The sequence below is a fragment of the Acinetobacter sp. A1-4-2 genome (assembly GCF_040233925.1).
Classification (GTDB): Bacteria; Pseudomonadota; Gammaproteobacteria; order Pseudomonadales; family Moraxellaceae; genus Acinetobacter.
This window is the reverse complement of record NZ_CP157981.1, coordinates 2,999,913-3,023,698: the sequence shown is the minus strand read 5'-3', so window position 1 is coordinate 3,023,698 and position 23,786 is coordinate 2,999,913. Positions and strand designations below refer to the sequence as shown.

General features: G+C 43.6%; 17 protein-coding genes, 2 tRNA genes and 3 rRNA genes. 14 read left to right on the top strand and 8 right to left on the bottom strand.

The features are described 5' to 3' along the window. Window positions 1–106: 106 nt before the first annotated feature. On the bottom strand, window positions 107–373 hold the full coding sequence (locus ABJ384_RS14580) for a metal/formaldehyde-sensitive transcriptional repressor (RefSeq protein ID WP_349929758.1): 267 nt from the start codon (window positions 371–373) through the stop codon (window positions 107–109). A gap of 54 nt (window positions 374–427) precedes the next feature. Here ABJ384_RS14580 and dmeF point away from each other — a divergent pair, with 54 nt between their 5' ends. Further along, window positions 428–1,375: a CDF family Co(II)/Ni(II) efflux transporter DmeF gene (gene dmeF, locus ABJ384_RS14575; RefSeq protein ID WP_349928147.1), complete on the top strand. Its 948-nt coding sequence runs from the start codon at window positions 428–430 to the stop codon at window positions 1,373–1,375. A gap of 132 nt (window positions 1,376–1,507) precedes the next feature. Beyond that, the gene (locus ABJ384_RS14570; RefSeq protein ID WP_180043248.1) at window positions 1,508–2,209 is read left to right on the top strand and encodes a DsbC family protein; all 702 of its coding nucleotides are present in this window, start codon (window positions 1,508–1,510) and stop codon (window positions 2,207–2,209) included. A gap of 411 nt (window positions 2,210–2,620) precedes the next feature. Here the strand turns inward: ABJ384_RS14570 and ABJ384_RS14565 are convergent, their stop codons facing one another. From ABJ384_RS14565 to ABJ384_RS14550, 4 genes are all read right to left on the bottom strand, one after another. Beyond that, window positions 2,621–2,878, bottom strand: coding sequence for a GlsB/YeaQ/YmgE family stress response membrane protein (locus ABJ384_RS14565; protein WP_349928144.1), 258 nt, complete (start codon window positions 2,876–2,878; stop codon window positions 2,621–2,623). Between the two features lie 177 nt (window positions 2,879–3,055). Continuing rightward, window positions 3,056–3,583 (bottom strand): hypoxanthine phosphoribosyltransferase, encoded by a 528-nt coding sequence (gene hpt, locus ABJ384_RS14560; RefSeq protein WP_092820932.1) that lies wholly within the window; start codon window positions 3,581–3,583, stop codon window positions 3,056–3,058. Between the two features lie 222 nt (window positions 3,584–3,805). Then, a complete protein-coding gene (guaD, locus tag ABJ384_RS14555; protein WP_200223395.1) occupies window positions 3,806–5,122 on the bottom strand; it encodes a guanine deaminase in 1,317 nt (438 codons plus the stop codon). A 216-nt stretch (window positions 5,123–5,338) separates the two neighbouring features. Then, entirely contained in the window at window positions 5,339–6,295 is a 957-nt protein-coding gene (locus tag ABJ384_RS14550; RefSeq protein WP_180174990.1) for a TerC family protein, read from the bottom strand. 379 nt (window positions 6,296–6,674) lie between these two features. On the opposite strand from ABJ384_RS14550, the gene ABJ384_RS14545 reads away from it, so the two are divergent. Further along, window positions 6,675–6,959: a GNAT family N-acetyltransferase gene (locus ABJ384_RS14545; RefSeq protein ID WP_349928141.1), complete on the top strand. Its 285-nt coding sequence runs from the start codon at window positions 6,675–6,677 to the stop codon at window positions 6,957–6,959. A 190-nt stretch (window positions 6,960–7,149) separates the two neighbouring features. Here ABJ384_RS14545 and ABJ384_RS14540 read toward each other — a convergent pair whose 3' ends face one another. Continuing rightward, window positions 7,150–8,235, bottom strand: a complete 1,086-nt coding sequence (locus tag ABJ384_RS14540) for a zinc-dependent alcohol dehydrogenase family protein (RefSeq protein ID WP_200223394.1) — start codon at window positions 8,233–8,235, stop codon at window positions 7,150–7,152. A gap of 229 nt (window positions 8,236–8,464) precedes the next feature. Continuing rightward, a complete protein-coding gene (gene mpl / locus ABJ384_RS14535) occupies window positions 8,465–9,835 on the bottom strand; it encodes a UDP-N-acetylmuramate:L-alanyl-gamma-D-glutamyl-meso-diaminopimelate ligase (protein ID WP_349928140.1) in 1,371 nt (456 codons plus the stop codon). A gap of 256 nt (window positions 9,836–10,091) precedes the next feature. On the opposite strand from mpl, the gene ABJ384_RS14530 reads away from it, so the two are divergent. From ABJ384_RS14530 to ABJ384_RS14515, 4 genes are all read left to right on the top strand, one after another. Continuing rightward, window positions 10,092–10,430, top strand: a complete 339-nt coding sequence (locus ABJ384_RS14530) for a DMT family protein (RefSeq protein ID WP_349929757.1) — start codon at window positions 10,092–10,094, stop codon at window positions 10,428–10,430. A gap of 179 nt (window positions 10,431–10,609) precedes the next feature. Next, on the top strand, window positions 10,610–11,122 hold the full coding sequence (gene purE / locus ABJ384_RS14525; RefSeq protein WP_092820923.1) for a 5-(carboxyamino)imidazole ribonucleotide mutase: 513 nt from the start codon (window positions 10,610–10,612) through the stop codon (window positions 11,120–11,122). Between the two features lie 27 nt (window positions 11,123–11,149). After that, entirely contained in the window at window positions 11,150–12,271 is a 1,122-nt protein-coding gene (locus ABJ384_RS14520) for a 5-(carboxyamino)imidazole ribonucleotide synthase (RefSeq protein WP_349928138.1), read from the top strand. A gap of 665 nt (window positions 12,272–12,936) precedes the next feature. Further along, complete coding sequence (locus ABJ384_RS14515) at window positions 12,937–14,226, top strand: lytic murein transglycosylase (protein ID WP_349928136.1); 1,290 nt, start codon at window positions 12,937–12,939, stop codon at window positions 14,224–14,226. Between the two features lie 82 nt (window positions 14,227–14,308). Here ABJ384_RS14515 and ABJ384_RS14510 read toward each other — a convergent pair whose 3' ends face one another. Further along, window positions 14,309–15,436 (bottom strand): anhydro-N-acetylmuramic acid kinase, encoded by a 1,128-nt coding sequence (locus ABJ384_RS14510; protein WP_349928135.1) that lies wholly within the window; start codon window positions 15,434–15,436, stop codon window positions 14,309–14,311. A gap of 63 nt (window positions 15,437–15,499) precedes the next feature. On the opposite strand from ABJ384_RS14510, the gene tyrS reads away from it, so the two are divergent. The 7 genes from tyrS (at window position 15,500) to rrf (ending at window position 23,647) form a co-directional block, all read left to right on the top strand. Continuing rightward, on the top strand, window positions 15,500–16,732 hold the full coding sequence (gene tyrS / locus ABJ384_RS14505; protein ID WP_349928133.1) for a tyrosine--tRNA ligase: 1,233 nt from the start codon (window positions 15,500–15,502) through the stop codon (window positions 16,730–16,732). Between the two features lie 525 nt (window positions 16,733–17,257). Continuing rightward, window positions 17,258–17,551, top strand: a complete 294-nt coding sequence (locus ABJ384_RS14500; RefSeq protein WP_086197607.1) for a hypothetical protein — start codon at window positions 17,258–17,260, stop codon at window positions 17,549–17,551. Between the two features lie 712 nt (window positions 17,552–18,263). Continuing rightward, window positions 18,264–19,801: ribosomal RNA gene (locus ABJ384_RS14495) — 16S ribosomal RNA — on the top strand. Window positions 19,802–19,862: 61 nt separating this feature from the next. After that, window positions 19,863–19,939: transfer RNA gene (locus ABJ384_RS14490), tRNA-Ile, on the top strand. Between the two features lie 48 nt (window positions 19,940–19,987). After that, window positions 19,988–20,063: transfer RNA gene (locus ABJ384_RS14485), tRNA-Ala, on the top strand. A gap of 399 nt (window positions 20,064–20,462) precedes the next feature. After that, window positions 20,463–23,355: ribosomal RNA gene (locus tag ABJ384_RS14480) — 23S ribosomal RNA — on the top strand. Window positions 23,356–23,532: 177 nt separating this feature from the next. After that, a 5S ribosomal RNA gene (rrf, locus tag ABJ384_RS14475) occupies window positions 23,533–23,647 on the top strand. The 16S, 23S and 5S rRNA genes sit together here with 2 tRNA genes alongside, the layout of an rRNA operon. Window positions 23,648–23,786 lie beyond the last annotated feature (139 nt).

Below are 23,786 nucleotides of genomic sequence, written 5' to 3'. Positions count from 1 at the left end.
GCAAAAATATTTGCCACAGCAGTCAATATGGCAAATATGGGGAGAAAAGGAGAATTTAGCGTACTGGTTATCGATCTATAGCGTCAATGGATAAAATGTAAGAAGTTTAGCTATAACGCTTTAATAATTTAAGAAATTCTTCCAGTTCTGTTTCATTAATTGCTGTCTGTTCTCCAATCACGTGATGACGCAAATGTGCTTCAATAAGCTCATTCATCAGACCATTCACAGCACCTTTAATCGCGGCAGCCTGCTGCAATATTTGAATACATGAAGCATCAGGTGTATTTAAAGCCAGATCCACTGCATTAATCTGACCTTGTAAACGTTTGACCCGATTTTGAATTTTCTTGTCTTGATATAAATGACCCAACATTATTCTCCAAAAATAAATATACTATGGGGGAGTATACTGAAAATCTAGATTATGCAAGACGCCTCACTGACCCGAACCCATAGCCATCAGTTTGATGAAGGTAATCCGCTAGCACAAAAACGCATTTTATTGGCGACCATTCTAACGGCAGTGATGATGTTATTAGAAGTGATTGGTGGCTGGATTTACAACTCTATGGCCTTGCTGGCCGATGGCTGGCACATGAGTTCGCATATGCTGGCGCTGGGACTGGCTTATTTTGCTTACCGTTCCGCACGTCGTTATGCGCAGGATCATCGTTTTAGTTTTGGCACCTGGAAAATTGAAATTTTGGCCGGCTATAGCAGCGCCATCTTGTTGATGGTGGTGGCGGTGTTTATGGCCTTTCAATCGATTGAACGACTGCTCAACCCGGTTGATATTCTTTATAATCAAGCCATTCCGATTGCAATATTGGGCCTGGTGATTAATTTAATCTGCGCATGGTTACTGCATGATGATCACCATCACCATCACCATCACCATCACCATCACCATCACCATCACCACGATCATGAAAATGAGCATACTCATACCGAGCATGACTTAAACCAGAAAGCTGCTTTTATGCATGTGGTTGCCGATGCTGTGACTTCAGTTTTTGCCATTATTGCCCTGTTTGCTGCCAAGTATTTGAATTGGACTTTTCTGGATGCCGCACTGGGCATCATCGGATCCATTCTGGTGGCAAAATGGGCTTGGGGCCTCATTCAAGAAACTGGAAAAACCTTACTGGATGCAGAAATGGATCATCCGGTCGTAGAAGAAATTCGCGCGGTGATTGCAGAATTTCCTCTGGTAGAAATTACTGACCTGCATGTCTGGAAAGTCGGGAAAGGTAAATTCTCCTGCATTTTAGCTTTAGCCACCGATTCCAATTTGAATGCAGACCAGATTCGTGCAGCCCTGTCCATTCATGAGGAAATCGTACATGTTTCGGTAGAAATTAATCCACGCTAAGTCCATGTTCCACGTGAAACCTTGCTGGGTAAATATGTGTATTTTCAGTAAGGCGAGCTAAAATTTTAAGATTACCTGGCTGGTTTTTGAGTAGAATCAGCGGGAAGGATTTTAAAGCGATGAGCAAAACAGATGATTAAAAAAACATTGGTATGTGCCTTGGTGAGTTTTATTTCCACTTTAACTTTGGCAAATGTCGATACAGTGAAAACCAACCTGAGTAAGCAACATCCTAAACTGAACATTGAAAATATTCAAACCACCGAAATGAAAGGGATTTATAGCGGCTCAATGGATGGCCAAGTGGTATATTTGGGGGAAGATGCTCAACATATTCTGGTCGGTTCCATGTTCCGATTAAGTGATCAGAAAAACCTGACCAAAGATTTAATACTGAAGCAGAACAGTGTTGACTGGAAAAAATTGCCGTTACAGGATGCAGTCAAAACCGTGCGAGGTAATGGTAAACGCCAGATTGCGATCTTTTCTGACCCAAATTGCCCGTATTGTAAACAGCTTGAGACTGAACTAAGCAAATTAAAGGATGTGACGATTTACACCTTTATTTACCCTATTAAAACTCAATCTGTGGCGGTTTCAAAACAGGTATTTTGTGAGAAAGATCCAGCTTTGGCCTGGTCAAATTTGATTGCAAAAGGGATTCAACCCAATGCTAATAAAAGCTGTGCCAATCCGATTGAGCGTAATTTAAGTTTAGGTAAAACTTTAGGTTTAACCGGGACACCAGCCATTGTTTTCTCCAATGGCTTTAAAGTTATGGGGGCCTACCCTGCCCAGGAAATTGAAAAAATCTGGAAAGAACTGGGTTTATAAAATAGATCTGCGCTGATGCGAGGAACTATAAAAAAGCACCGTGTACGGTAATGTCAGTCAGTTAAGAAATTGACTGGCATTTCTTTTTAAATTCATGATTGTAGTTGATATGTGGAAAAGTCATCCGCAACTGTTTGAGGCAGGACTACATTAAAAAATGATTGTTTCTGCGATGAATTTGCTAGTTGATAGTGGCTGACGAGTTTTGCGGATGACAAATGCCTTTGGTCTTACGAAGCAGTGCTTCTCAGGGCGAAACCAAAGTAACAAATGAGCTGCAAGGATTTGATTTAAAATGGTAAGACTCCGCCATGAATTACTAAAAAATTAAAGAGTCTATTTCTAAACTCCTTAACTGAAACCATGTACGGTACTTTTTTTTATGAGTGACTCCATTATGTGATGGAGTATTTAACTCCTGGAATTCTTGGTCACCAGGTTATAAAGAAACAGAATAATGATGGCCCCGATCACCGAAGCAATAAAACCTGCTGCAGAGTTTTCACCATACAGTCCGAGTAAGCGTCCACCATAAGTGGCCAATAAAGAACCTGCAATACCGAGCAAGGCAGTAATAAAAAATCCTGCTTTATCATTACCCGGATGAATAGCGCGTGCAATTAAACCTGCAATAAAACCAACCACAATTGCAACGATCAGTGACCACATCAGTCTTCTCCTTTTGTTATCATTTATTTACTTTCAATTCGCTTTCATTTTTATAATTAATCATTTATCCAACACGAAACAGATGAATCCTGCTAATAACTGTTGTTTTTTTGTGCCTGTTGCAATTTAGAGCATAAAAAAGTGGCCTTCGGCCACTTTAAGTATCTTGGGTCAGTCTTATAAACCAATTTCACCAATAAATGGAATATGGCGATATTTTTGATCATAGTCCAAGCCATAACCGACAATAAATTTATCTTCCACTTCAAAGCCCAGGAATTTCACTTCAAGTTCAATTTCACGGCGTGAAGGTTTGCTGATGAGCGTACACAGTTCAATAGAGTTGGGACCACGAGTACTCAAGATTTCCAGAACTTTGCTCAGGGTATTACCAGAGTCGATAATATCTTCCACAATCAGTACATCTTTACCGCGAATTTCACCGTCCAGATCTTTTAGAATTTTGACATCACGGCTTGAAACCGTACCGCCGCCGTAACTGGATACGGTCATAAAATCGAGTTCATGCGGTTTGCTGATTGCGCGACATAAATCCGCCATAAAAATGACAGAACCGCGAAGTAAACCAATCAGCACCAATTCTTTGTCACTATTGGCATAGTGAGCATCAATTTTTGCACCAAGCTCTTTGACTTTGGCTTGAATTTCTTCAGTTGAGATCATCACACTCATATGAACGGTCATGGGGAGATACCTAAAAGCAAATCAAAAAATAAAAAAGGTGTTGACCAGCAACACCTCTAAAGTTGTTTTAATTTTAATACATCTGTTTAAGAGATGCATCTTTTTTGCGCTTGTAAATCTAATCAGACCTTGTGCTGCACCGTATCGCGTTTCAGTAAAAATGCACACACCAGGGCAATTCCAGCCCACACAATGATCTTTTTAGCAGATTTTTTCCTCACTTCACTTTTTGACATAGGCTGCTGCTCCATAAATATAGGTGGCATGGATATTACGATCATCGCCCATGGTCATCAGGGCAAATAAAGCATCTTCAATGCTTTTTGCATGTTCCTGACGCAGTGCCTGCAGTGCAGTGGCTTTTAAATCCAGTACAATAAAATCGGCTTCTTTGCCCAGGTTAAAGTTACCCAGTTTATCCTCCAGATCCAGCGCTTTGGCGCCGCCCAAGGTCGCGTGATACAGAGACTCAAATGCCGAGAGTTTATCGCCCTGAAGCTGCTGTACTTTATAGGCTTCATTCAAGGTTTGCAGCTGACTGAAGGACGTCCCTGCCCCAATGTCTGTGCCCAAACCGACTTTAACCTGTTTTTCCCAGGTTTTTTTTAAGGGAAATAAACCACTGCCCAAAAATAGATTTGAGGTCGGACAAAAGGCAATGGCCGAGTCGGTGGCATGCATACAGTCCCACTCGGCATCTTCTAAATGTACGCAGTGGGCAAATACCGAACGTTGCCCAGTTAAACCATAATGGTGATAGACATCCAGATAGCCTTTTTGCTCAGGAAATAAGTCTTTGACCCAGGCAATTTCATTCTTGTTTTCACTTAAATGGGTATGCACATACACATCGGGATATTCGGCTTTCAGCTGCACTGCTTTGGCCAGTTGCTCTGGCGTCGAGGTCGGTGCAAAACGTGGGGTAATGGCATACAGGTTGCGGCCTTTGCCATGCCATTTTTCAATCAATGCCTTAGAGTCCTGATAAGCAGTCTCTGGCGTGTCACACAAATCTTCTGGTGCATGACGGTCCATCATCACTTTGCCGGCAATTAAACGCATTTGATACTGTTGTGCCGCTGCAAATAAGGCATCGACCGATTCCGCATGGACTGTACAAAAAACCAAAGCTGTGGTGGTGCCGTTTTTTAATAATTCCTGGACAAAAAACTGCGCGATTTTGTCGGCATAGGCTTTGTCTTTAAACTGCAATTCAGTTGGAAAGGTATAGGTATTCAGCCATTCAAGCAGCTGTTCCCCATAGGCCCCGACCATCTCGGTTTGCGGAAAATGGATATGGGTATCAATAAAACCCGGTACAATCAGCTTGTCGGGATAGTGATGAACTTCGACATCAGCCGGAATATGCTGCTGGCCGGTTTGCCAGTCGCCAAACCAGCGAATTTTGCCATTTTCGGCAATCAGTAAACCATCTTCTACATATCGCACTTGGTCGTGAATATCACGCGCTTGGGCAACCGTATTCTGAATATCTAGGAAGCGACCGCGAACCGCCGTCGTTGCAACTACAGAAGACATTGAAAACCTGCGATTTTGAATTTTTTCGATTGATTGTACCTGAAATTTTTCCCTTAAACCCGATCTGATGGGGTTAATCCTCTCCCCTGTGCGATGCATTGAGCTGCATGCTAAAGGATAAAAAACTCTACTTATAAATATCCAGTCGCTTGAAATATGGGTCATAAAAAAGCCTTCCATTTATGAGATGAAAGGCCGAATCATTTTATTTAAAAATTAAAGTGACTGTTGTTGCTTGTTGTAGCGAATCGATAACCATGCGGTAATGGACAGGACAATCACAATAAAGCCGAGTGATATCCAGATTGGCATATGGAACACATCCAGCATCAACATTTTGAAACCAATAAACAGCAGGATAATACCGAGACCATACGGCAGGTAATGCATTTTAGATGCTGCACCTGCCAGCAAGAAAAACATGGCACGTAGACCTAAAATGGCCATTAAGTTTGCAGTTAATACGATAAAGGGATCACTGGTGACCGCGAAAATAGCCGGAATGGAATCTACTGCAAAAATGACATCGGAAGCTTCAACCAAAATCAAGACCAGGAATAACGGCGTGGCCCATAACAGACCGTTTTGACGGACAAAGAATTTATCTCCTTCCAGCTGCGGGGTAATACGCATATGTTTACGTAACCACTTGAGTAAGGCCATATCTTCAATATTGGGGTCTTCGTCATGACCTTTAAGAAATTTAAAGCCGGTATAGACCAGGAAAGCACCGAAGATATAAAGTACCCAAGAGAACTCCTGAACGAACCAGGCACCAATAAAAATAAAGAGGGTACGTAATACAATGGCGCCGAGTACCCCATAGAGCAATATTTTACGTTGCAATGCCGGAGGAATAGCGAAGGCCGCAAAAATCATCAGCCACACAAAAACGTTATCAATCGCCAGCGATTTCTCTAATAAGTAACCTGCAAAATACTCCATGACTTTGGTATTTGCGATGGCTACCCCATCTGTCTGTTGCAGGTAAAACCATAAGCCACCACCAAATAGCACGGCGACAGAAACCCAAGCCATACTCCAGTACGCTGCGGTTTTAATTTTGACTTCTTGGCCCTGTTTTTGTCTGAAGCCCAAAAAGTCGATGATGAGCATAACGGCAACTAAACCGAAGAATGCTAAATACAGCCATAAATTGCCAATGGATTCCATAAAAATCTCCACACCTGACAACTGGCCATAAAAAAACCTTGACCTGTTGCCAGATGATTTAAACATCTGTGTCAACATGATCAAGGTCTTGCCTACATCTGAATATTCATATTATGTAAATTCAGATGCTCAGATACCGACTTTTTGCAAAGTGTAATGACGATATTCTGACACCTAATCTTTTAACCACTGTAAAAGATCAGGTCTGGAGGAGGCTACTCCCCTTGTTCAACTTAATTTTGTTTTGGATTTCATCCAAATATGGTTGAAGAATCGCATATTTATTGTAATTGTGCAAATTTTATCTATTCACACTGTTTTAAAATAATCTACTTTTAACGTATTCTGGTTCCAGTCAAATAAAAAGTGAGGACTAGCGATGCAGTTTCAACACAAGGATAACGGCCAACAAGGTGAGTTTTTTACTTTGAATGATGCAGGTCAACGAATTGCAGAAATCAGTTATGTTTGGCGCAATCAAAATACCATAGTGGCTGATCATACTTGGGTGGATGATTGTTTGCGTGGTCAAGGCGTAGCACGAAAATTGCTAGATGTTTTAGTTGAATTTGCACGTGAAAAACAGTTAAAAATTATTCCTACCTGTTCCTATGTGGAGGTAATGTTTAAACGTGATCAGAGTTTTACAGATGTTGTAGCCTAAGTTTAAAGATGCTGGCCGATAGAGAGATTGTCTGTCATTTGGCTTTTAAATCTGGCAGATCAAGGCTTTGCAGTAGGGTATAAAATTCAGAACCTGCCATCAGTCCAATAGAGGCCCACTCTTCTATTTTTGATTCAGGCTAAAATAAAAAAAGTCCGCGATGCGGACTTTTTTATCGAAGACTTAAAGTTTAAGCCATGTCGATCATCACCTTCAGTGCCTTTTCATCAGCGGCATGCTTGAAGACATCATAGGCTTTTTCAAACTCAGCAAACTTAAAGTGATGGGTCGCCAGTTTTTCTAGTGGCAGTTTGCCGGAACAGCAGGTTTTCAGCAGCATGCCGGTGGTGTTGGCATTGACCAGACCGGTGGTAATGGTCAGGTTCTTGATCCAGAGTTTGTTCAGTTCAAAGTTGACAGATTTGCCATGCACACCCACGTTGGCAATATGTCCACCCTCTTTTACCACGTGTTGGCAGATATTCCAGGTCGGTTCCACACCCACGGCCTCAATGGCACAATCGACACCACGACCACCGGTAAGCTCTAAAATTTTTGCAATGGCATCTTCTTTGGCAGAGTTGATGACATGGGTAGCCCCTACAGTCTTGGCAAATTCTAGTCGGTTATCATCTGTATCCACCATAATAATATTGGCAGGTGAATAGAATTGTGCGGTGAGCAGACAGCTCATCCCAATCGGGCCAGCCCCAACAATTGCCACGTTATCGCCCGGTTTAACATCGCCATACTGCACGCCAATTTCATGTGAAGTTGGTAGAATATCAGACAGGAAGACCGCGACATCTTCATTCAGTCCTTGTGGCAAATGATAGAGTGAAGTATCGGCAAATGGAGTCCGGACATATTCGGCATGGGTGCCATCAATCATGTAACCCATAATCCAGCCCCCTTCATTACGGCAATGCGCGTACAGCTGTTTCTGGCAGTTTTCACAGGTACCACAGCGGCTGACACAGGAAATAATTACCCGGTCGCCTTTCTTGAAGTTTTTTACGGCTGAACCGACTTCTTCTACAATGCCGATGCCTTCATGACCGAGAATGCGGCCATTAAAGCTGCCGGTTTTTTCTTTTTCCACCTGTTCAATTTCGGGGTTTTTACCTTTCCAGATGCCGAGGTCGGTCCCGCAGATTGTGACTTTTGTGAGTTTGATAATCGCATCATCGGGATGCAGGATGGTAGGGATAGGACGTTCTTCGAAGCGGATATCATTGGCGCCGTAGTAAACCATTGCTTTCATTGTATTTGACATGGGGACCATCCTTCTTAATGTTTATTGTAAAAGACATCCAGCCGCCTGGCTTATATAGCAACAGTCATGTTGGCGGGATGCTATCCAGTTAAATTAACAAGTCTTGATGACAAGGTCATTAGCAAAATAGTTACTTGAATAAAAAATAATATATTATTTATTAATTTGTTAGTGAAGGACCGCAGAACGATTGGCTACGGTCCTGATCAAGTTCAGGCTGAAAAGAAGTTTAAGCATTTTGCTGTAAGGCACTAATCAATTTTTGGTGTAATCCGCCAAAACCGCCATTCGACATAATCACCACAGCATCGCCCTCACCTGCCTCAGAGACAACCGTTTGAATGATGTCATCTAAGCTACGTGCCACCACGGCTTTGTTTGGTGCGGCATCAATTACCGGCTGTAGATCCCAGTCCAGCCCTTCCGGTTGATACCAGATTACTTCATCCGCCAGACGTGCGGAATGCGCCAAACCATCTTTGTGGCTACCCATACGCATGGTATTGGAGCGTGGTTCAATAATGGCCCACAGTTTACGTTCACCCAGGCGTTTGCGTGCGCCGTCCAAAGTGGTTTCAATGGCGGTTGGGTGATGGGCAAAATCATCATACACCTCAATACCTTTTACCGTATCCAGCAATTCCATACGGCGTTTCACGCCGCCAAAGTTGGAAAGTGCTTCACATGCAGTTTCGATCGAAACGTCCACATGTTCCGCCGCTGCAATGGTCGCCAAGGCATTGGCCACACTGTGCTGTCCGGTCATGTTCCATTTCACGATACCTTTAACCACACCATTTTCCAGCACTTTAAAGTGTGAACCATCTGCAGAAAGTTGCTCGGCAGAAAGTAATGCTTTGTTATTTGCCTCTAAGCTGGTGCGAACCACAGGTGTCCAGCAGCCCATGTCTAAAACCTCATCAATATTGGTTTCGGTAATTGGCGCAATAATGCGGCCTTCACTTGGAATGGTCCGTACCAGATGATGGAACTGTTTTTGAATTGCAGCCAGATCATCAAAGATATCAGCATGGTCAAATTCAAGGTTATTTAAAATTGCGGTTTTAGGATGATAATGTACAAACTTGGAACGCTTGTCGAAGAAGGCAGAATCATATTCATCTGCTTCCACACAGAAGTATTTGCCGCCGCCCAAACGTGCACTTTCACTAAAACCCAAAGGTACGCCGCCAATCAAAAAGCCCGGATTTAAACCGGCCTGATCCAGTACCCAAGCCAGCATAGTGGTTGTGGTGGTTTTACCATGGGTTCCTGCAACGCCCAGCACATGTTTGCCTTGTAAAACATGATCGGCTAAAAACTGTGGACCTGAAATATAAGGCAGACCTTCATTCAGCATATATTCCACAGCATCAATACCACGTTTCATGGCGTTACCAACAATGACCAGATCGGGATGTGGCTGCAAATGACTGCGGTCATAACCCTGCATTAAGCCAATGCCTGCATTTTCTAGTTGGGTTGACATGGGTGGATAGACATTTGCATCCGAACCCGTCACTTTATGTCCTAAATCACGTGCCAATAGTGCGAGCGAACCCATAAAGGTGCCACAAATACCCAAAATATGCAGATGCATGCGTTTTAACTCCACTGCTTTTTAGACACATCACGTTGTTATTGGTGGTGTTGTCATTATCGATTCAATTTGAAAGCAACGATATCAAGGGTTTTGCGGAAAAGATAGTCTTTCTTGTATCTATTCCCGGCATTGCATCCGGTAGTTTAGGGGGCTGTTGGATCGGGATTTCTCCGCGCTAAAATCCGTCCGGAAATCACATGCTTTTTTACTGGAAAAACGTAAAATATTTGCAGTTATTCCAGATCAATTGACTATGTACTTTGCCCTGCTGCTTTTAATTATTTCCAACTGCTTTATGACTTTGGCCTGGTATGGTCATCTTAAATTTTTACATGATGCACCCATTTGGCAGGCGATTTTATTCGGCTGGCTGATCGCCCTGCTGGAGTACAGTTTTATGATTCCCGCCACTCGCCTGCTTGCACAACAGGGCTGGGCTGTGGGACAAATGAAAATAACCCAGGAAGTGGTGACCTTGCTGGTCTTTGTACCTTTTATGATTTTTCTGTTTAAACAGCCGTTTAAACTGGATTATTTGTGGGCAGGGCTCTGTTTGGTGGGCTGTATTTATTTTGTATTTCGTAGCCAATAAATTGGCCACTGCCCTATTTTTAGCTATTTCTATAAAAAAAATGAAAATATCCGCCTGCTTGCGCTGTTAAATTTTGGTGAGATGAAAAATCAGTCTATAATAGCGAGCTTGTGATTCATTTAAAACTTGGCTCTTGTCGAGATTTATCCTTCCTTACATTCGTTTATGGAACATTTGCAATGAATGCGGCTGCTGCAGACACTCAACCTCTCGTTGGAATTATCATGGGTTCCCAATCTGACTGGGCAACTCTGGAACACACTGCCAATATGCTAAAACAGCTTGGCGTCCCATTTGAAGCGGAAGTTGTTTCTGCACACCGTACCCCAGACCGTTTATTTGAATATGCTGAAACAGCACGTGAACGTGGTATTCAGGTGATTATTGCTGGTGCTGGTGGTGCAGCGCATCTTCCAGGCATGTGCGCAGCAAAAACCGATTTACCGGTTCTGGGTGTACCAGTGAAATCTTCTATTCTTAATGGCGTAGACTCATTGCTTTCAATCGTGCAAATGCCTGCCGGTATTGCAGTCGGTACATTGGCAATTGGTCCTGCCGGTGCAACCAATGCCGCCATTATGGCAGCGCAAATTTTAGGTTTAACACGTCCTGAAATTGCAAAAAATGTTGCTGAATTCCGTGCTGCGCAAACTGAAAAAGTGGCAAGCAAAAATATTCCAGGCCAAAACTAAAGCCAAGCTTAAAACGGGACACATGTTATGGATAAAACCATCGGTATTTTTGGTGGTGGTCAACTCGGCCGTATGATGGCGCAAGCTGCTCTACCGCTGAATATTCAATGCACCTTCTTTGAAGCCAATACAGATTGCCCTTCTGCAGCGCTGGGTCAGGTCATCTCAAGCCAAGCTGAAAATGGTTTAAATGAATTTATTCAAAGTGCAGATGTATTTAGTCTGGAGTTTGAAAATACCCCGCTGGCAGATGTAGATGTTTTAACTCAGCAAAAACAATTACATCCACCGCGTCAGGCTTTGGCTATTGCACAACATCGTTTATCTGAAAAAGCCTTGTTTGATGAATTAGAGATTCCGGTTGCGCCTTATAAGGCTGTGGAGTCACTGGACAGCCTGAAAGCTGCTGTGACTGAACTGGGCTTGCCAATTGTCCTCAAAACTTCACGCGGTGGTTACGATGGCAAAGGTCAATTTGTATTACGCAGTGCCGATCAAATTGACCAGGCATGGGCGGAACTTGGCCCTGCGGGTGAGTTGATTGCAGAAAGTTTTGTGACTTTCTCACGTGAAGTATCGATTATTGCGGTACGCGGTCAAAACGGTGAGGTGAAAACCTGGCCATTGGCGGAAAACCATCACCATAATGGCATTTTGTCGCATTCGATTGTGCCTGCGCCAAACAGTGCAGATTTGCAGCCTGTGGCACAAGACTACATCACTCGCCTGCTCAATCATTTAAATTATGTCGGTGTGTTAACGTTGGAATTGTTTGTCACTAACAAGGGCCTGTATGCCAACGAGATGGCACCACGTGTGCATAACTCGGGTCACTGGTCTATTGAAGGTGCAATCTGTTCGCAATTTGAAAACCACATTCGTGCGGTAGCGGGCTTGCCATTAGGTTCGACCGAGGTAGTACGTCCAACGGTGATGATCAATATTATTGGTCAACATCCGAAGTCTGAAGATGTCTTGGCTTTAAATGGCGCTCATTTGCACCTTTATAACAAGACTGAGCGTGAAGGTCGTAAAATTGGCCATATCACCTTGATGCCAAATGACAGTGCTGAACTGACTACTTTATGCCGTGCATTGGCGAAAATTTTGCCGAATCCACTGGCACTTAGCGAAGATATGAGCATTTAAACCCAAGTTTGAATGATAAAAAAGCGGTCATGCCAATGATCGCTTTTTTTATGCCTGCACTTCGGGCATGATTGCGCCTCTTTTCGAGAATGCGCCATTTATCGGAACAGAATAAAAATAATTGTGTGTAATTTATACAATGCTTTATAAATGTACTGCATAAAAAACAAACAAATAGAATGGTTCTGTATTTTAGTTTTATTGTCGTAAAACAATGCAGAAATTTTTAAATTCAAAAGATAAAAATAAATTCAAAATATGAATTTAAATTTAAACTCGTGCATTTGAATTTAAAAAAAATATGAATTCAAAGTATTTGAAGAGGAAATGAATTTAAAGTTTTAAATTTAAAAAGTAGGATTTTAAATTTAAAGTATGAGCTTTCTAAGATTATAAAAACGGTCAGAGTTAACTTATCCACAAGCCGTTTGAATTTAAAACTTTGCTTTAAATTTAAAATAATGAATTTAAATTTATATTTCCTTGTGTTTTGAATTTAAAAAATTCTAAAAATAAAGCCTGTGGATAAAGTTTTTAAATTCAAAAGTAAAATATGAATTTAAAATGAAGAAAATGAATTTAAATTTACGATTTGATTCAGAAACGATGTGCTGATGGTGGTATGGTAAAAGCATAATTTAAATTCAAAGATCGTAAAGGATACTATGCAACGCTTAGCTTTCGTTTTAGGTTCAGTTTTCCTTGCCATGACTCAAGCCAATGCTGAGCTGATTATTAATGGTCAACCTGTCACAGTCACTTCAACCCCACCAGCCAATCAAACTTTGACTTCGCAAAATAATTTTCAGCAATGTCTGGCAAACTTACGTAGTCAAGCCATAACTTCGGGTGTGAGTAGCTCTACCTATGATCGCTATACGCAAAATTTAACGCCTGATTATTCTGTGATTGATAAATTGAATTATCAGCCTGAATTTTCGACCCCGATTTGGGACTATTTATCCGGTCTGGTTGATGAAGAGCGGGTACAGTTGGGGCAACAAAAACTGGCCCAGCACCGAGAGGTGTTAAATCGTGTTGCAGCCACCTATGGGGTGCCGGCTGAAACCGTGGTGGCGGTTTGGGGTGTAGAAAGTAACTTTGGCGATATTTCCGGAAGCTATCCTTTATTGCAGGCTTTGGGAACTTTAAGTTGTGAAGGGCGTCGCCAGGGGTATTTCCGTGGCGAATTTTTTACTACCATGCGAATTTTGCAGCGCGGTGATTTAAGCGAACAGCAAATGAAAGGCTCGTGGGCAGGGGCATTTGGCCATACCCAGTTTATGCCTTCTACTTATGATGAGTTGGCTGTCGATTTTGATGGCGATGGACGCCGTGACCTGGTGTCCAGTACTACAGATGCTCTGGCTTCAACCGCCAATTTTCTGAAAAAACGCGGCTGGCAAACTGGCATGCCTTGGGGCTTTGAAGTCAGAATTCCGGAAGGCATGTCTATTGCGGGTGAAAGCCGTCGCAATAAAAAGGCTTTAAGCAGCTGGATGAGTCGTGGTGTAGTTCGTGCGGATGGCAGTCCTTTGATTCAAGGCAATTTATCTGACAGCAGTGCTGCAGGTTTAATGACACCTGCGGGTGCCAATGGCCCGGTATTTTTAGTCTTTAAAAACTTCGATGCCATATATAGTTATAACGCTGCGGAAAGTTATGCTCTGGCGATTGCGCATTTGTCTGATCGCTTACAGGGTCAGAGTGCCGGCTTTAGTAAAACCTGGCCCACCGATGATGCAGGAACATCACGTGCAGAGCGTCGTGAAATTCAGCAATTCTTGATTAATCGCGGTTATGACATTGGTACTGTAGATGGCCTGATTGGTGATAAAACCCGTCAAGCGATCCGTCAGGAACAGATTCGTTTGGGGCTTAGCCCAACCGGACGTGCCGGACAACAAATTTTAAATGCCTTGCGCAGTGAAAATGCCAAAAAAATGATGCAATAGATAGCGCTATAAACGTATAAAAATAAAAAAGGTCTGCATCAAGCAGACCTTTTTTATGCTGAAGTTTTGCATTAAAAAATATTTAGACGGCAGTAATGCTTCCCAAAATACGATAGCCGGCTGCACCGGTGACCGCAGGTAAGTTACCACTTTGCTGATTGACAAAGCGCATAGCCAGCCAGGCAAAAGCAGTTGCTTCCACCCAGGTTGGGCTCAGCCCTAAATCTGCTGTAGTTTGTACTGTCCATTCGTGTTTGCGTAAACGCCAGCGCAATTGTTCAAGCAGGTTCGAATTATAGGCTCCGCCACCGCAGACATAAACTTCACCGGTATCCATGTCGGAACGGTAAATGGCTTTTTTAATGGCGCGCGTGGTCAGTTTCATTAAGGTCGCCTGAACATTTTCAGGGGTATCTTCTAACTCGTCATATTCAAGGTCATTACGCCAGTCGAGAATCTGTTCATCCAGCCATTCCAGGTTGAAGTCTTCGCGGCCAGTACTTTTTGGTGGTTCTTTGGAGAAAAACTCATGCGCCTGCAAGCGGTCCAGCAGGCTGCGAATGGGTTGTCCGTATGCTGCCCAGTTGCCATTTTCATCATAGGGCTGACCAGTATAACGCTGACACCAGGCATCCATAAGAATATTGGCAGGACCGGTGTCAAAACCAAATACCGCTTCGGGTTTGCCGGCAGGCAGCATACTGACATTGGCAATCCCGCCTAAATTCAGAATTACACGATGAATGCTGTCATGCTGAAACAAGGCTTGATGAAATGCAGGAACCAGAGGGGCACCTTGACCGCCAGCCGCCATATCACGACGACGAAAATCTGAAATGACCGGAATTTGCGTCATTTCGGTAATGATGTTGGGATCACCAATTTGCAGGGTGAAGCCATGTTCAGGACGGTGACGTATGGTTTGTCCATGCGAACCGATGGCTTTAATTTGGCTACGATCTAAATGGTTCTTTTCAATAAGCGTATTAATCCCTGCACCAATCATGCTGGCTAAGGCAACGTCGGCTTTGCCCATACGGTCAATTTCATTGTCGCCCGGTAGGGTGAGTGCCATCAGTTCGTCACGAAGATCGGGATCAAATGGCAAAGTGAGGGTCGCATGAAGCTGTAAGGGATCAAAAGAAGCAGCAACAATATCGACACCATCCATGCTCGTGCCGGTCATTACCCCAATATAGATCGCTGTCATGATTATTCTTAAGCCTGCAATGTGCTGAAAAAGTGTTAGTATATCGCACAAATTGAATAACTGATGTGTTTGGGTTTTGTGATGTCAAATTTCCTGCCGGCTGAAGAACAACTTGCCCTCATTCAACGAGGCACGCATGAAATTATTTCTGAAGAAGATCTTCTGAAGAAATTAAAAGAAAATCGTCCGCTTAAAATTAAAGCGGGTTTTGACCCAACTGCACCTGACTTGCACTTGGGCCATACGGTTCTGATTAATAAATTGAAAGTGTTTCAGGATTTGGGGCATGAAGTTTATTTCCTGATTGGTGACTATACCGCCATGATCGGTGATCCAACAGGTAAAAGCGCGACACGTCCGCCATTGTCACGTGAAAAAGTGCTGGAAAATGCAAAAACCTATCAAGAACAAGTATTTAAAATTCTTGATCCGGCTAAAACCAAGGTGGTATTCAATTCTGAATGGTTTGCTCAAAAAACTGCAGCTGATTTAATCCAGCTGGCTTCACAGCAGACTGTAGCACGCATGCTGGAACGTGATGACTTTACCAAACGTTATAACAGCCACCAACCGATTGCGATTCATGAATTTTTATATCCATTGGTGCAAGGTTATGACTCGGTCGCATTACATGCTGACGTCGAGTTGGGAGGGACAGACCAAACCTTTAACCTGTTGATGGGGCGTACTTTGCAAGGTCGTTATGACCAGGAAGCACAAGTCTGTATTACGGTACCGATTCTTGAAGGTTTAGATGGCGTGAATAAAATGTCTAAATCTTTAGGTAACTACATTGCAGTGTTTGATGCACCGGGTGCGATGTACCAAAAAGTCCTTTCAATGCCCGATTCCCTGATCGAGCGTTATTTTGATTTGTTAAGCTTCAAGTCGATTGAAGAAATCCGGCAGTTGTTAAAAGAAGTGGCTGAAGGTCGTAATCCGCAAGAAGTGAAAAAGATTCTTGCACTTGAATTGGTTGAGCGGTTCCATGGTGCCGAAGCTGCGGCAACTGCACATAAAGGTGCGGGTAACCTGATTACCGAAGGTGAATTGCCTGAAGGAACACCTGAGGTGACCATTTCACGTGAGGAATTTGGCGGTGAAATCTTTATTACCTCTATTTTACGTGCTGCGGGTTTAACTAAAAATGCGGCTCAAGCCAAAGATGCGATCGGTCGTGGTGCTGTTAAAGTAGATTGGAATGTGGTTGATGCTAATTTTTCTGTGAAAGAGAACGTGACTTTGATCGTTCAAGCCAGCAAAAAAGCAATTGCAAAAGTGACTTTTGTAGACTGAGTATTATTCTAAGTTGTTGAAATAAAAGCAGGCTTAGGCCTGCTTTTATTTTTTTAGTTATATATGAATTATATAAATATATAAATTCAAAAAAAAGCTTATAAAAACAATACTTAAATTTTTCCAATTGTCTTGATTTTGTCATATTTTATGTTTAAGATTTATTCATCTAGACATTGTGTAGAAACATATCTAGAGGGTATATAAAAATAACTCCACAATTTTAAGTCTCTTCCCCAAGAGGCTTTTTTTAAATTTTTGTAGATAACTATAATAATGACACGATGGATCGCATAAAGATTCAACTCCAGGGAAGAGATTTTGGGAGAGATCTCTTCCTTTTTTATTTCTGAATTTCCACGATTGCTGCTGATTTTTTATTGGGCTGTTGCATTTTTCATTTGCTTGAAATACGGGCTAGACTGCAGTATGGATGCTGAGATTGAATCCCATCATTAGCATGCTTGTGATATGGAATCTCAAAAATATTTATAAAAGTCATAAAAAAGAGGGTAAGCATTATTTATGTATCATTACCAGACTCAGGATATTTTTGATCAGGAAATCGATTTTATTTTACGTTTTCTATTTGAATACGATACGCCTGAACAGAAGCAGGAATCTTTTGAGCAAGCCTATGCTTTATTACAGCGATTAGATATTGCCTCTCACTATCTTTTATTTTCACTGGTCAAAGAACGTTTACCGCGTCGGGCTAAATTATTATTTGCTGCTGAAGACTATAAGGGTAAGAAAGAAATGATTGAAGAAGTCATGTGTTACTGGTTGGGGCGTAATGACTCACCCTATGTGGCTTAATTCATCTGAATAGGCTGTTCAATCTTTATGAGCTCTTAATTTTTTGTGGTTGAAAAGGAGATGGAGAGGTAACGGATTCATTTTAAATCGCAATAAATCTGTCTAAAAGTAGAAAGCTGCTTTGAATAAAGTGTTGTATATCTATAAAGTCGGATGGAAAAGAGCAAAATATCGTCTGTAATCAGAGAAAGCTTTAAAAAAATCCTTTATAGCGAAAAGGAATTTTATGGTTTTATTGGAATTCCGTAGTTTTTTGATCGCTATCAGGTCTTAAAAAAATGGGTTGTTTTTATTTGAATCACAATGAATCCGCTATTTTTTTAAGAAAAATGCTCAAAATTTAGATAAAAAAGCGATTTTTTGGCAATTTTCGTAGAAAAAAGAGACATACGTGAAAAATATAGTGAATTGGGGGTTGCAATGATTCTGAAATCCTCTAGAATGCACCCCATACCGACGAGATAGACGGAAACGAACGAAGCACGAAGTGCTAAGTTGTTAAGTTTATTAAAGTCCAGCTTCTAATACTGACGAGGTATTAGAAAGATCATTAAGAGATTATGAAGAACAACTTGTGTGGATTTTTACTGGTTGATTGATCGAAATTATTTTCATTGATTGAATGGTAGAAATTACTCGAAGTTTATTTGAGAAATATTTGTCAGAAAATTGATGAGCCAAGATTGGTAGCCTTTAAGCTACTACTGATTTTAAACTGAAGAGTTTGATCATGGCTCAGATTGAACGCTGGCGGCAGGCTTAACACATGCAAGTCGAGCGGGGAAGTATAGCTTGCTATACAACCTAGCGGCGGACGGGTGAGTAATGCTTAGGAATCTGCCTATTAGTGGGGGACAACATTTCGAAAGGAATGCTAATACCGCATACGCCCTACGGGGGAAAGCAGGGGATCTTCGGACCTTGCGCTAATAGATGAGCCTAAGTCGGATTAGCTAGTTGGTGGGGTAAAGGCCTACCAAGGCGACGATCTGTAGCGGGTCTGAGAGGATGATCCGCCACACTGGGACTGAGACACGGCCCAGACTCCTACGGGAGGCAGCAGTGGGGAATATTGGACAATGGGGGGAACCCTGATCCAGCCATGCCGCGTGTGTGAAGAAGGCCTTTTGGTTGTAAAGCACTTTAAGCGAGGAGGAGGCTACTCTAGTTAATACCTAGGGATAGTGGACGTTACTCGCAGAATAAGCACCGGCTAACTCTGTGCCAGCAGCCGCGGTAATACAGAGGGTGCGAGCGTTAATCGGATTTACTGGGCGTAAAGCGTGCGTAGGCGGCTTTTTAAGTCGGATGTGAAATCCCTGAGCTTAACTTAGGAATTGCATTCGATACTGGGAAGCTAGAGTATGGGAGAGGATGGTAGAATTCCAGGTGTAGCGGTGAAATGCGTAGAGATCTGGAGGAATACCGATGGCGAAGGCAGCCATCTGGCCTAATACTGACGCTGAGGTACGAAAGCATGGGGAGCAAACAGGATTAGATACCCTGGTAGTCCATGCCGTAAACGATGTCTACTAGCCGTTGGGGCCTTTGAGGCTTTAGTGGCGCAGCTAACGCGATAAGTAGACCGCCTGGGGAGTACGGTCGCAAGACTAAAACTCAAATGAATTGACGGGGGCCCGCACAAGCGGTGGAGCATGTGGTTTAATTCGATGCAACGCGAAGAACCTTACCTGGTCTTGACATAGTAAGAACTTTCCAGAGATGGATTGGTGCCTTCGGGAACTTACATACAGGTGCTGCATGGCTGTCGTCAGCTCGTGTCGTGAGATGTTGGGTTAAGTCCCGCAACGAGCGCAACCCTTTTCCTTATTTGCCAGCGGGTTAAGCCGGGAACTTTAAGGATACTGCCAGTGACAAACTGGAGGAAGGCGGGGACGACGTCAAGTCATCATGGCCCTTACGACCAGGGCTACACACGTGCTACAATGGTCGGTACAAAGGGTTGCTACCTAGCGATAGGATGCTAATCTCAAAAAGCCGATCGTAGTCCGGATTGGAGTCTGCAACTCGACTCCATGAAGTCGGAATCGCTAGTAATCGCGGATCAGAATGCCGCGGTGAATACGTTCCCGGGCCTTGTACACACCGCCCGTCACACCATGGGAGTTTGTTGCACCAGAAGTAGGTAGTCTAACCGTAAGGAGGACGCTTACCACGGTGTGGCCGATGACTGGGGTGAAGTCGTAACAAGGTAGCCGTAGGGGAACCTGCGGCTGGATCACCTCCTTAACGAAAGATTGACGATCGGTAAGAATCCACAACAAGTTGTTCTTCATGACGATGTATCTGAGGGTCTGTAGCTCAGTTGGTTAGAGCACACGCTTGATAAGCGTGGGGTCACAAGTTCAAGTCTTGTCAGACCCACCACTACTGACGAAGTACGGAAAATCAGAAACATTGACTTATTGATAAGCTGGGGACTTAGCTTAGTTGGTAGAGCGCCTGCTTTGCACGCAGGAGGTCAGGAGTTCGACTCTCCTAGTCTCCACCATGTATCTTCGGATGCATAATAAGCAAACGGTTAGATAGCTTATAGAGCTTAGTAAGAAAGCGGCGTATAATGCGCGGCATTGTTATTAACCTCTGTGATTTATCACAGTTTCTCGATCTGACGAAGACGAGAAAAATCATTAACAGAATATATTTGAGTTGAAATAAATTGTTCATACTCGTTTTGAAATCGACATTAGCAGTCATTTATGACTGATTGATGAAGATTAAGAAATGAGTTACTAGCGATTAAACTGAATCAAGCGTTTTGGTATATGAATCTAATTGAAGCTGTACAGTGTTTAAGTGCACAAACGCCAACTGTAAGAGAGTGATGAGAGATCATCATAATCTGTTGCTCATCCTACTTGTAGGGATGAACGACTGTTTGGGGTTGTATAGTCAAGTAATTAAGTGCATGTGGTGGATGCCTTGGCAGTCAGAGGCGATGAAAGACGTAATAGCCTGCGATAAGCTCCGGGGAGGCGGCAAATATCCTGTGATCCGGAGATTTCTGAATGGGGAAACCCACTTACCATAAGGTAGGTATCGTAACATGAATACATAGTGTTACGAGGCGAACGAGGGGAAGTGAAACATCTCAGTACCCTTAGGAAAAGAAATCAATTGAGATTCCCTCAGTAGCGGCGAGCGAACGGGGAAAAGCCCATTAAGTCATATAAGCTTTAGTGGAATGCTCTGGGAAGTGCAACCATAGTAGGTGATAGTCCTGTACACGAAAGGGCTTATATGATGATGTCGAGTAGGGCGAGGCACGTGAAACCTTGTCTGAATATGGGGGGACCATCCTCCAAGGCTAAATACTCCTGACTGACCGATAGTGAACCAGTACCGTGAGGGAAAGGCGAAAAGAACCCCTGTGAGGGGAGTGAAATAGATCCTGAAACCGCATGCATACAAGCAGTGGGAGCCGACTTGTTCGGTGACTGCGTACCTTTTGTATAATGGGTCAGCGACTTATATTCAGTAGCGAGGTTAACCGAATAGGGGAGCCGTAGAGAAATCGAGTCTTAATAGGGCGTTTAGTTGCTGGGTATAGACCCGAAACCGGGTGATCTATCCATGAGCAGGTTGAAGGTTAGGTAACACTGACTGGAGGACCGAACCCACTGTCGTTGAAAAGCCAGGGGATGACTTGTGGATAGGGGTGAAAGGCTAATCAAACTCGGTGATAGCTGGTTCTCCCCGAAAGCTATTTAGGTAGCGCCTCGGACGAATACCATTGGGGGTAGAGCACTGTTTCGGCTAGGGGGTCATCCCGACTTACCAAACCGATGCAAACTCCGAATACCAATGAGTACTATCCGGGAGACAGACTGCGGGTGCTAACGTCCGTAGTCAAGAGGAAAACAATCCAGACCGCCAGCTAAGGCCCCAAAATCATAGTTAAGTGGGAAACGATGTGGGAAGGCATAGACAGCTAGGAGGTTGGCTTAGAAGCAGCCACCCTTTAAAGAAAGCGTAATAGCTCACTAGTCGAGTCGGCCTGCGCGGAAGATGTAACGGGGCTAAAACTATGTGCCGAAGCTGCGGATGTATACTTTGTATACGTGGTAGGGGAGCGTTCTGTAAGCCGATGAAGGTGGATTGAGAAGTCTGCTGGAGGTATCAGAAGTGCGAATGCTGACGTGAGTAACGACAAAGCGGGTGAAAAACCCGCTCGCTGAAAGACCAAGGGTTCCAGTCCAACGTTAATCGGGGCTGGGTGAGTCGACCCCTAAGGCGAGGCCGAAAGGCGTAGTCGATGGGAAATTGGTTAATATTCCAATACTTCAGTGTAATGCGATGAGAGGACGGAGAAGGTTAAGTCAGCCTGGCGTTGGTTGTCCAGGTGGAAGGAAGTAGGCATGCATCTTAGGCAAATCCGGGGTGCTCTATGCTGAGATCTGATAGCAAGCTGTACTTGTACAGTGAAGTGGCTGATACCATACTTCCAGGAAAAGTCTCTAAGCTTCAGTTACACTGGAATCGTACCCGAAACCGACACAGGTGGTCAGGTCGAGTAGACCAAAGCGCTTGAGAGAACTCTGCTGAAGGAACTAGGCAAAATGGTACCGTAACTTCGGGAGAAGGTACGCTGCTTTTGGTGATGGAACTTGCTTCCTGAGCTGAGAGCAGCCACAGAAACCAGGCCCCTGCAACTGTTTATTAAAAACATAGCACTCTGCAAACACGAAAGTGGACGTATAGGGTGTGATGCCTGCCCGGTGCTGGAAGGTTAATTGATGGGGTTAGCGTAAGCGAAGCTCTTGATCGAAGCCCCAGTAAACGGCGGCCGTAACTATAACGGTCCTAAGGTAGCGAAATTCCTTGTCGGGTAAGTTCCGACCTGCACGAATGGCATAATGATGGGGGCGCTGTCTCCAGCAGAGGCTCAGTGAAATCGAAATCGCCGTGAAGATGCGGTGTACCCGCGGCTAGACGGAAAGACCCCGTGAACCTTTACTGCAGCTTGACATTGAACTTTGATCTTACTTGTGTAGGATAGGTGGGAGGCTTTGAAGCTGGGACGCTAGTCCTAGTGGAGCCAATCTTGAAATACCACCCTGGTAATATTGAGGTTCTAACTCTGTCCCGTTATCCGGGACGAGGACCATGTCTGGTGGGTAGTTTGACTGGGGCGGTCTCCTCCTAAAGAGTAACGGAGGAGTACGAAGGTGCGCTCAGCGTGGTCGGAAATCACGCGTAGAGTATAAAGGCAAAAGCGCGCTTAACTGCGAGACCCACAAGTCGAGCAGGTACGAAAGTAGGTCTTAGTGATCCGGTGGTTCTGTATGGAAGGGCCATCGCTCAACGGATAAAAGGTACTCTGGGGATAACAGGCTGATACCGCCCAAGAGTTCATATCGACGGCGGTGTTTGGCACCTCGATGTCGGCTCATCTCATCCTGGGGCTGAAGCAGGTCCCAAGGGTATGGCTGTTCGCCATTTAAAGAGGTACGCGAGCTGGGTTTAGAACGTCGTGAGACAGTTCGGTCCCTATCTACCGTGGGCGTTGGAAATTTGAGAGGATCTGCTCCTAGTACGAGAGGACCAGAGTGGACGAACCTCTGGTGTACCGGTTGTGACGCCAGTCGCATCGCCGGGTAGCTATGTTCGGAAGGGATAACCGCTGAAAGCATCTAAGCGGGAAGCCTACCTCAAGATAAGATTTCCCCGAGACTTTATGTCTCCTAAAGAGCCGTTGAAGACTACGACGTTGATAGGTTGGATGTGGAAGCATAGTGATATGTGAAGCTGACCAATACTAATTGCTCGTGAGGCTTGACTATACAACACCCAAACAGTTGTTGTATAAAGCATCAATTAATTCGATATTCAGCAAAACAGCTTGATTTAGTGAACGCTAAAGAACAAAATACGACAGCTCAGATATACCTGTTAATGAATTCTATTTGACCAAGCATTGGCATCTAAATAAGACCAAACGCAAAGTCATAAACAGTTGTGCTGGCGACCATAGCAAGAGTGAACCACCTGATCCCTTCCCGAACTCAGAAGTGAAACCTCTTAGCGCTGATGGTAGTGTGGGATTACCCATGTGAGAGTAAGTCATCGCCAGCTCATTATTCAAAAGCCCCTGCCAAGTGCAGGGGCTTTTTTTATGCAGGGAATTCTTATTAAAATGAAGAATAAAAGATGTATGCTTTATTACGTGTATAGTTCTTTAAACGTTATTACGCAGACATAAAAAAGCCCCGAC

Excerpts from the sequence above, each read along its gene's own strand:
- dmeF (WP_349928147.1), top strand. The coding sequence starts at position 428 with ATGCAAGACGCCTCACTGACCCGAACCCATAGCCATCAGTTTGATGAA.
- ABJ384_RS14570 (WP_180043248.1), top strand. The coding sequence starts at position 1,508 with ATGATTAAAAAAACATTGGTATGTGCCTTGGTGAGTTTTATTTCCACT.
- ABJ384_RS14565 (WP_349928144.1), bottom strand. The coding sequence starts at position 2,878 with ATGTGGTCACTGATCGTTGCAATTGTGGTTGGTTTTATTGCAGGTTTA.
- hpt (WP_092820932.1), bottom strand. The coding sequence starts at position 3,583 with ATGACCGTTCATATGAGTGTGATGATCTCAACTGAAGAAATTCAAGCC.
- guaD (WP_200223395.1), bottom strand. The coding sequence starts at position 5,122 with ATGTCTTCTGTAGTTGCAACGACGGCGGTTCGCGGTCGCTTCCTAGAT.
- ABJ384_RS14550 (WP_180174990.1), bottom strand. The coding sequence starts at position 6,295 with ATGGAATCCATTGGCAATTTATGGCTGTATTTAGCATTCTTCGGTTTA.
- ABJ384_RS14545 (WP_349928141.1), top strand. The coding sequence starts at position 6,675 with ATGCAGTTTCAACACAAGGATAACGGCCAACAAGGTGAGTTTTTTACT.
- ABJ384_RS14540 (WP_200223394.1), bottom strand. The coding sequence starts at position 8,235 with ATGTCAAATACAATGAAAGCAATGGTTTACTACGGCGCCAATGATATC.
- mpl (WP_349928140.1), bottom strand. The coding sequence starts at position 9,835 with ATGCATCTGCATATTTTGGGTATTTGTGGCACCTTTATGGGTTCGCTC.
- ABJ384_RS14530 (WP_349929757.1), top strand. The coding sequence starts at position 10,092 with ATGTACTTTGCCCTGCTGCTTTTAATTATTTCCAACTGCTTTATGACT.
- purE (WP_092820923.1), top strand. The coding sequence starts at position 10,610 with ATGAATGCGGCTGCTGCAGACACTCAACCTCTCGTTGGAATTATCATG.
- ABJ384_RS14520 (WP_349928138.1), top strand. The coding sequence starts at position 11,150 with ATGGATAAAACCATCGGTATTTTTGGTGGTGGTCAACTCGGCCGTATG.
- ABJ384_RS14515 (WP_349928136.1), top strand. The coding sequence starts at position 12,937 with ATGCAACGCTTAGCTTTCGTTTTAGGTTCAGTTTTCCTTGCCATGACT.
- ABJ384_RS14510 (WP_349928135.1), bottom strand. The coding sequence starts at position 15,436 with ATGACAGCGATCTATATTGGGGTAATGACCGGCACGAGCATGGATGGT.
- tyrS (WP_349928133.1), top strand. The coding sequence starts at position 15,500 with ATGTGTTTGGGTTTTGTGATGTCAAATTTCCTGCCGGCTGAAGAACAA.
- ABJ384_RS14500 (WP_086197607.1), top strand. The coding sequence starts at position 17,258 with ATGTATCATTACCAGACTCAGGATATTTTTGATCAGGAAATCGATTTT.